This window comes from Streptococcus danieliae, from assembly GCF_009767945.1.
GTDB lineage: Bacteria > Bacillota > Bacilli > Lactobacillales > Streptococcaceae > Streptococcus > Streptococcus danieliae.
In genome coordinates, this window is record NZ_WSRS01000070.1 from 1 (window position 1) to 8,929 (window position 8,929).

Below are 8,929 nucleotides of genomic sequence, written 5' to 3' on the forward strand. Positions count from 1 at the left end.
TACACTCCTGAAATGAATCCAATCGAGCAGGTGTGGACTGAGATTCGTAAAAGAGGATTCAAAAACAAAGCCTTTAAAACACTTGAGGAAGTGATAGATAAACTACAAGAAGTGATTCAAAATTTGCATTGGTCTGATCTAAAATCTATTGTCCATAGAGAATGGCTTTTTTCAGATTTTGAATTTCAATGAGTATAAAAACTAAATTTCTGAAAATCTAAATGTTGATTTATCAAGGTTTGAGTGATTAAATTTGAAGAAAAACTGGGGTTTTTAGAGGTCCCCTTAATTGCAACTTGGTTAGTCGTTACTGTACCTTAGAAAACTTTTAGATAAATTGTGGTTTGCTAGATTTTTATACCAAAAGTGAAAAGTGATTAGAAAGGAAGACATCATGAGTGTGGGACAAGCAATTGAGATTCGGGGTATCCGGAAGAAGTTTGGAACATTTACTGCCTTAGATGATATTAGCTTTGTAATTGAGTCCGGTGAGATTTTTGGTTTTCTAGGACCTTCGGGTTCTGGGAAGACGACCATGATCAATATTTTGACGGGGCAGCTCTCATCGGATGGTGGTCAGGCTACTATTCTAGGAAAGAATTCTGGTGAGTTGTCAGCTGATGAGTTGGAACAAATCGGGCTAGTGGGAGATACAAGTGGTTTTTATGAAAAAATGACTCTTTATAAAAATCTCCTTTTTTACAGCAAGTTTCATGGGATTCCAACATCACGAGTTGACGAGTTATTACAAAAAGTTGGTCTATATGAAAGTAGAAATAAGGTTGCTGAAAAGCTATCAACAGGGATGAAGCAGCGGATGTTTTTGGTGCGAGCGCTAATCAATCAGCCGAAAGTTCTATTTTTGGACGAGCCGACTTCTGGTCTAGATCCTGCGACATCACGGACTATTCATGACTTGATTTTGGAGTTAAAAGCAGCGGGGACCACGATTTTTCTGACTACTCATGATATGCATGAGGCAACACTTTTGTGCGATCATCTGGCCTTACTCCATAAGGGGAGATTGGTTGAGGAAGGCAATCCTGCAGACTTGATTCAGAAGTACAATACGGATAAAAAAGTTACCCTTGACTATGAGGATGGCAGTCAGAAGGTGCTTGCTTTTACGGATTTGGCGACGGCTTTAGCAGATCTGTTGGAGGATCTTGTTTCGATCCATTCTTGCGAACCAACCCTGGAAGATATTTTCATTTCATTGACAGGAGGAGAGTTAAATGTTTAAGCGAATGTCGGCTTTATTGTGGTTACGTCTCCAAATCATTTTTTCCAATAAAAGTATCTTACTGCAAATTCTACTACCGTTTGCCTTCGTCTATTTTTATAAGGGGACCTCTAAAAACCCCAGTTTTTCTTCAAATTTAATCACTCAAACCTTGATAAATCAACATTTAGATTTTCAGAAATTTAGTTTTTAGAGGTGCCCATAAATACCTCTTGGAGACACAAGGTGGCGGTGGAGAGATGGAAGCTTTGGCTCTTTTAGCCATCTGTCTCCCCTTCTCTCTCGTGATGGCCGTGGGCAATCCGATTACGGTTATTTTGTCGGAAGAAAAAGAAAAGGGCAATCTACGAACCCTGCTCTTGAGTGGTGTGAGAGGCTATGAGTATCTTGCATCGACTTTGGTGATACCCTTCGTCTTGACTCTGATTATCATGGGAGCCGTTCCCCTAATTTTGGGAATTTCGATTGAAAATCTTGTTAATTATGGGGTGATTGTTTTCTTAACCTCTCTTGTCATTATTTTGACTTATCTTTTCTTAGGGTTAGTGACTAGGAGTCAGGTGGAAGCTCAGGTTATTAGTCTCCCTGTTATGCTTTTGGTAGCCTTTTTGCCAATGTTAGCCAATCTGGATAAGAGTTTGGGTACATTTGTTGATTACAGTTTTATGGGGCTATTCACAGACTATGTGACCAAATGGCAGGCCTTTTCTTGGCATGAGGCTCTAGAAAGTTTGCTGGCTCTAGCCGGTTGGCTTGTTCTTCTAATCATCTGCAACTTTTGGGTTCTGAGAAGAAGGGATCGGATGTAGTTTATTGGAAGTTGGGAGTGGGACAGAACTAAATTTGAAAAATTTAGTTCGTAGTCCCACCCCCGCAAGGATGATTAGGTCCTCTTCCGAGCTTGAAAAGCGAACGAAGAGGCCAATCAGCTACTGTGTCAAAGACATTTTATTAACTAAAGTCAATGAGGCTATACTTTTGTTCCAGCCTCAATTAGATTTAGAATAACGGAGGTCTAGTCATGAAAAATACTCAGCCGAATAATCAGGAATTAAAGCGAATTTTTCTACTCATTATTGTGTGTGTTTCATTAGCCTTTTCCATGATGGAGAGTCGTCCTGTAGTATCCATTATTTTTATGGGATTTATTTCACTACTGGCTCTAAAGGGTCTGGTCAGTTTAAAGGACAAATAAAGCTCCTTTGCCAAACCTTGTTCCTCATCAATAGGGGCAAGGTTTTTGCTTGTGCTTAGAGTTAGAGATGCTGAGAGGTGGGAGTAGCCCTTGAAAATTCACACCTTCTTTAAACTGTTTGATTTTTATGATCTTTATCTAAGTGGTTGACAGGAGGGCTGGGAAAGAATATAATTAGAATTGTTCTAAATAAAGATAGAGGAGTGGTGGCTATGGCAGTGTTTACGGTGGAGTCCTTGGGCTTTTCAGATAAAGGGCAGGCGATTTTGCAAGCGATTGATTTTTCGGTTCAAGAGGGAGAGCGGTTGACCTTGGTTGGACCCTCTGGGAGCGGGAAGAGTAGTATCTTGAAGCTTTTGGGAGGGTTGATTTCTCCGAGTCAGGGGCAGATTCTGTATCAGGGCAGTAATCTGGCTGACTTGGACATGCCGCTCTATCGTCAGGAGGTATCCTATTGCTTCCAGCAGCCGGTTTTGTTTGGCAAGACGGTCGAGGATAATTTGGCCTTCCCCTTCCAGGTGCGGCAGCTAGCCTTTGATCGCCAGCGGGCGGTCAAAGCTTTGCGGAGGGTCAACCTTTCTGAAGCTTTTTTAAATAAGAACATTACGGATTTGTCCGGTGGGGAAAAACAAAGGGTGGCTTTGATTCGAAACTTACTATTTGAGCCAAAGGTCTTACTGCTGGACGAAATAACAGTTGGGTTAGATGCGATGACCAAAGAGGTCGTGCATGGTCTGATTGGTGACTACCACGCATCTGGGAAAACGATCATTGAAGTGACCCACGACGCTGCAGAAATTGCGGCGGCCGAGAAAGTATTGCAAGTTGAGGGAGGAAGGTTAGTTCTATGACAAATGTATCGGTTGATAATCTATCGCTAGTCTTGATTTTTACCCTGGTTTTGGTAGCCATGGGGATTAGTCAGAAGGAAAAGCTGGGGCTGACCAAGGATATTGCCATGGCTGTGCTGCGGACAGTTGTGCAATTGATTCTGGTGGGCTATGTCCTCCAGTTTATCTTCCAGGTTTCCAATGTCTTTTTGAGCCTGGCTATGGTCTTGGTGATTCTCTACAATGCTAGTAGCCAGGCCAATAAGCGCAATCCCAATCCTAACAAGAAACAACTCCATCCCTTCTTGGCGCTCTTGGTCTCCACCGGTCTGACCTTGGGGATTCTGGTGGCTTCTGGGGCGATTCAATTTATCCCGTCGCAGGTAATTCCGATTTCGGGGATGTTGGCCAGCAATGCCATGGCAGCTGTTGGGCTGTCTTACCGGTCCATGCACCGTTTGTTTACAGATAACCGCCAGCAGGTGCTGGAAAAATTAAGTCTCGGGGCGTCTGTGAAACTGGCTTCCCAGGACATTTTACGAGAGAGCATCCGGACGGGGATGCAGCCAACCATTGATTCGGCGAAAACAGTTGGGCTGGTCAGTCTGCCTGGAATGATGTCAGGTCTAATCTTCGCGGGGGTCGATCCGGTCCATGCGATTCGCTACCAGATTATGGTGATGTTTATGTTACTGTCGGCCACTAGTCTCGCGGCAGTGATTGCCTCCTACTTTGCTTATCGGACCTACTTCACCAGCAAGGCCCAGTTGGATTTTGAATAGTTTCCTGTTGGTGACTTCGAGAAGCACCTTACTTCCGCGAACGATTTTGCATTCAAGCGAGGCGGCGAGACCCAGGCATAAGAAAAGCTTAGGCAAGGCCTGGCTAACGTCGGGTGAAGAAAAATAGAAAGACTGGATTCCTGGCATAAGGGATCCAGTCTTTCTTTTGGTCAGGAAACTGGCTGGAATGGCTTGGCTGTCCTGCTTTTTTCATGGTATAATGGGGTTAATTTATTGTTAAAGTGAGGCAGATGATGAGCTTTTATAATCATAAAGAAATTGAGCCCAAATGGCAGCAATTCTGGGCTGAAAATGAAACCTTTAAAACAGGAACAGATGCGGATAAACCCAAGTTTTATGCCTTGGATATGTTCCCGTATCCGTCTGGTGCTGGTTTACACGTTGGTCACCCAGAGGGCTATACAGCGACAGATATTTTGAGCCGCTACAAGCGGGCCCAGGGCTACAATGTCCTTCATCCGATGGGCTGGGATGCTTTCGGTCTTCCAGCGGAGCAGTATGCCATGGACACAGGGAATGACCCAGCGGAGTTTACGGCGGAGAATATCGCTAACTTTAAACGTCAGATCAATGCCCTTGGTTTTTCTTATGACTGGGATCGGGAAGTCAACACAACAGACCCTAACTACTACAAGTGGACCCAGTGGATCTTCACCAAGCTCTTTGAAAAAGGCTTGGCCTATGAGGCTGAAGTGCCGGTAAACTGGGTCGAAGAGCTGGGAACTGCGATTGCCAACGAGGAAGTGCTTCCGGATGGAACTTCTGAGCGGGGGGGCTATCCAGTAGTGCGCAAGCCGATGCGTCAGTGGATGTTGAAGATTACCGCTTATGCTGACCGTCTCTTGGAAGACTTGGAGGACCTGGATTGGCCAGAGTCTATCAAGGATATGCAGCGGAACTGGATTGGCAAGTCGTCTGGGGCGACGGTTCATTTCAAGATCAAGGGGCATGAGGAAGGCTTCTCTGTGTTCACAACGCGTGTGGACACCCTGTTTGGGGCTTCTTATGCAGTCTTGGCGCCAGAGCATCCGCTGGTGGATGTGATTACCAGTCCTGAGCAGGCTGAGGCGGTGGCAGATTACAAGCGTCAGGCCAGCCTCAAGTCAGATTTGGCGCGGACTGATTTGGCCAAGGAGAAGACGGGTGCCTTCACCGGTGCTTATGCCATCAATCCAGCCAACGGCAAGGAGATTCCAATCTGGATCGCGGATTATGTTTTGGCTAGCTACGGAACCGGTGCTGTGATGGCCGTTCCAGCCCATGATGCGCGTGACTGGGAATTTGCCCAGGTTTACGACCTACCGATCATCCCGGTGATTGAAGGTGGCGATGTGGAGCAGGCCGTTTATACCGAAGATGGTCCGCATATTCATTCGGAATTTTTGGATGGTTTAAATACAAAAGAAGCTAAGGCGAAGATGACGGCTTGGCTAGAAGAAAAGGGGATGGGGGAAGAAACCATCACCTACCGGCTTCGTGACTGGCTCTTTAGTCGCCAACGTTATTGGGGAGAACCAATCCCGATCATCCATTGGGAAGACGGTACTTCCACAGCAGTCCCAGAAGACCAACTTCCGCTTGTCTTACCAAAAACCACAGATATCAAACCATCCGGAACCGGCGAAAGCCCACTAGCCAACTTGACAGACTGGCTTGAAGTGACCCGCGAAGATGGTGTCAAAGGTCGCCGGGAAACCAATACCATGCCCCAGTGGGCTGGTTCCAGCTGGTATTACCTCCGCTACATTGATCCCCACAATACTGAGAAATTAGCCGACGAGGAGTTACTCAAGCTGTGGTTGCCAGTCGATATCTATATCGGGGGAGCTGAGCATGCCGTTTTACACCTGCTCTATGCCCGCTTCTGGCACAAGTTCCTTTATGACCTCGGCGTGGTCCCAACCAAGGAGCCTTTCCAAAAACTCTTCAACCAGGGTATGATCTTGGGAACCAGCTACCGCGATGGCCGAGGGGCTTTGGTCGCAAGCGACAAGGTCGAAAAACGAGATGGCACCTTCATCCATCGTGAGACAGGTGAGACATTGGAGCAAACACCGGCTAAAATGTCCAAATCGCTGAAAAATGTGGTCAATCCGGACGATGTTGTGGATCAATTCGGAGCGGATACCCTACGGGTCTACGAGATGTTTATGGGACCACTGGACGCTTCCATTGCCTGGAGTGAGGAAGGTCTGGAGGGCAGTCGGAAATTCTTGGACCGGGTTTACCGCCTCATCACCAGCAAGGAACTAAGCACTGACAATGACGGCCAGCTAGATAAGGTCTACCACGAAACCGTCAAGGCTGTAACCGAGCAGATTGAAGACTACAAATTCAACACCGCCATCGCCCAACTGATGATCTTTGTCAACGCCGCCAACAAGGCCGACAAACTCTACATCGACTATGCCAAAGGCTTTATCCAACTTCTAGCGCCATTTGCCCCACACTTGGCCGAAGAGCTTTGGCAAACCCTTACCGCCTCTGGCCAGTCCATTAGCTATGTGCCCTGGCCAAGCCATGACGAGGCTTTCCTCGTCGAAGACGAAGTCGAAATTGTTGTCCAAGTTAAAGGTAAGGTCCGTGCCAAACTTATGGTTCCTAAAGACCTCTCCAAAGAGGACCTCCAAGCAACAGTCCTGGCTCATGAAAAAGTTCAGGCCGAAATTGCCGATAAAGAGATCCTCAAAGTTATTGCCGTACCGAATAAATTGGTCAATATTGTTGTGAAATAAGGAAAAATCCTCCGAAAATAAAATCGGAGGATTTTTTTGAGTCCACTCTACTTGAATTCCTGTCTTTGGAAAAGTCGATAGAGGAGGTAGAGGAGAATGAAGGTGTAGACCGTTAGCATGAGGAAAAAGTCTGGGCTCAGAAGATGGTCGACCTGAGAGGCTAGGAAAAGTGTCATCCAGCTAGGGAGTTCCAAGTGGAGAACTTGGTTTACGACCAAGCGGAAGAGACTGTCCCAAAAGATACTGAGGATAACAAAGGTTAGGCCAGCTTGCCCGGGTTTGGGAAAGAGCAGGTAGAGGCTGATAAAGAAGAGACTGATACAACCATAGATGGCTAGCTGTTGTCCCATAATCACCAAAAGAGCACCTATACCTAAAGCTCCACCGAGACTAGTTCGAAAAAGAGCGAAGAAAAGATAAGCTAAGACTAGGAGAAGACTGTTGGTAATGAGAATTGCGAGAACCTTATAGACTAACAGTTTCAAGCGATTACCGAGCTGGATAATTGGATAGTTGATTGTTCGTTGCTGTAGGTCATCTCCGAGAAAGAAATTGCCAGCGGCTAGAAAGAAGAGCGGGAAGAGTTGTCCCATCATTTGGACGAAGGAGATACTAGAGTCTGCTTCAGGTTCCCCTTTAAGAAAAGCTGTAGTTAGAAAGCAGAGGGCTGCGAGAATAGCTAGAGGGAGTAAAAAGCGTTTTTCTCGGCGAATACGATAGAGATCTGCCTTAAGATAGTTGAGCATGTGGAGTTCCTCCATGAATGAGTGTTAGGTAGTAGTCTTCTAATGAATGGCGTTGATGGAAGGCTGCTTCAATGACTAAACCGTCTGCTAAAATTTCTTGTAAGAGAGGCATGAGTGGGGTTGCTTCAGGTAAGAAAAAGCGTGTTCCTTCTTGGTGGAAAGATAGCTCTAATCTGTTTAATAGAGCAGCGACTTCTTGGATTTGTTGAGACTCTAAGCAAAGAGATCCTGCAACCTGGGCTTCCAGCTCTTCCTTCGTAATTTGCCGTACCAATTTTCCTTGGTGCATAATCAGATAGCGATCAACGACCATTTCCAATTCGGACAAGATGTGGCTGGAGATGAGGATGGTCATCCCTGCCTGTTCACGAAGATTATGGATAATACTGCGCATTTCTCGAATACCAGCCGGATCGAGCCCATTAATCGGCTCATCCAAAATTAGAAAATCAGGCTGGTGGAGAATCGACAGACCAATAGCCAGACGTTGGCGCATCCCTAGGGAAAAATCTTTACTCTTCTTACGCGAATCCACTTGGTCTAATCCAACTAAGGCTAAGACCGTTGCAATTCTCTTTTCTAAGTTGGAAATGCCTAACTGGAGTCCCAGATAGCGGAGATTGTCCTGGGCACTTAGATGAAGTTGGAGAGCAGGGGATTCGATCAGAGCACCAGTTTTTAAACCTGGTTGTACCTGAATCTCTCCTTGATCCGGTCGGATGAGTCCGGTGAGCAAACGAAGCAAGGTGGTTTTTCCAGCTCCATTTTCCCCAACCAAGCCACAAATCTCCCCTTTTTGTAAGTTAAAGGAAACTTGGTCAACGGCTATATGCTCCTTGTAAGATTTATGAATATTATGGACTTTAAAAAAATCAGACATGAGGGGTCCTTTCTTTTGGTTTGATGATGTGTAAAAATAGGATTACCAAGCAATTATATCATTGCTCAAAAGAAATTAAAAGAGGGAATGTTTACCACTCAATGATTTGTTCGATACCTGTTGAGTCGACAGGAGATCTGGTGATTTCATATTGGAATAAGGATTTAGCTATGCTAATTATTGCTAAAATACATATTAGCGCTAATAAGTTTAGAATTTTTTTCATAATTTACCTCGTGAAATATTTTTACTCTATATGTATATGATATACTTTTATAACCCGAATTATTCATAGATAACTAAAAAAACTTCCAGAATCCCTGATAGATCAAGGTTTCTAGAAATTTTTGATTTTCACCCATTGGGTGAGACATATGACTGGACAAAAAAAGGGTTCCCCTTTATGATATAAGCATCAACAAAATCACAATCAGAAAGGAAACCCATATGTTTAGTCTAACAAATAACAGTTCTAAAAACAACACTTTTTCTTTCGA

The 8,929-nt window shown here is 45.0% G+C and carries 7 protein-coding genes and 2 pseudogenes; 7 read left to right on the forward strand and 2 right to left on the reverse strand.

Going from position 1 to position 8,929, the window contains the following annotated elements:
* The 7 genes and pseudogenes from E5983_RS07215 to leuS form a co-directional block, all read left to right on the forward strand.
* Positions 1–192: pseudogene (locus tag E5983_RS07215) on the forward strand (IS630 family transposase); the annotation flags it as partial.
* A 202-nt stretch (positions 193–394) separates the two neighbouring features.
* Positions 395–1,243 carry an ABC transporter ATP-binding protein gene (locus E5983_RS07220; protein ID WP_160333201.1) on the forward strand — a complete coding sequence of 283 codons (849 nt, stop codon included), beginning with the start codon at positions 395–397 and terminating at the stop codon, positions 1,241–1,243.
* A pseudogene (locus E5983_RS07225) lies at positions 1,236–2,052 on the forward strand (ABC transporter permease). The gene E5983_RS07220 and the pseudogene E5983_RS07225 overlap by 8 nt, the downstream one beginning before the upstream one ends.
* 212 nt (positions 2,053–2,264) lie before the next feature.
* Positions 2,265–2,438: a hypothetical protein gene (locus tag E5983_RS07230; RefSeq protein ID WP_160333202.1), complete on the forward strand. Its 174-nt coding sequence runs from the start codon at positions 2,265–2,267 to the stop codon at positions 2,436–2,438.
* A 212-nt stretch (positions 2,439–2,650) separates the two neighbouring features.
* Entirely contained in the window at positions 2,651–3,289 is a 639-nt protein-coding gene (locus E5983_RS07235; RefSeq protein ID WP_160333203.1) for an ABC transporter ATP-binding protein, read from the forward strand.
* Positions 3,286–4,050: an ABC transporter permease gene (locus tag E5983_RS07240; protein ID WP_160333204.1), complete on the forward strand. Its 765-nt coding sequence runs from the start codon at positions 3,286–3,288 to the stop codon at positions 4,048–4,050. The genes E5983_RS07235 and E5983_RS07240 overlap by 4 nt, the downstream gene beginning before the upstream one ends.
* Before the next feature lie 254 nt (positions 4,051–4,304).
* Positions 4,305–6,806, forward strand: coding sequence for a leucine--tRNA ligase (gene leuS / locus E5983_RS07245; protein WP_160333205.1), 2,502 nt, complete (start codon positions 4,305–4,307; stop codon positions 6,804–6,806).
* 47 nt (positions 6,807–6,853) lie between these two features.
* Here the strand turns inward: leuS and E5983_RS07250 are convergent, their stop codons facing one another.
* Together E5983_RS07250 and E5983_RS07255 are read right to left on the reverse strand one after the other, a co-directional pair.
* On the reverse strand, positions 6,854–7,552 hold the full coding sequence (locus tag E5983_RS07250) for a hypothetical protein (RefSeq protein ID WP_160333206.1): 699 nt from the start codon (positions 7,550–7,552) through the stop codon (positions 6,854–6,856).
* Positions 7,536–8,432, reverse strand: coding sequence for an ATP-binding cassette domain-containing protein (locus tag E5983_RS07255; protein WP_160333207.1), 897 nt, complete (start codon positions 8,430–8,432; stop codon positions 7,536–7,538). Before E5983_RS07255 ends, E5983_RS07250 begins: the two co-directional genes overlap by 17 nt.
* Positions 8,433–8,929 lie beyond the last annotated feature (497 nt).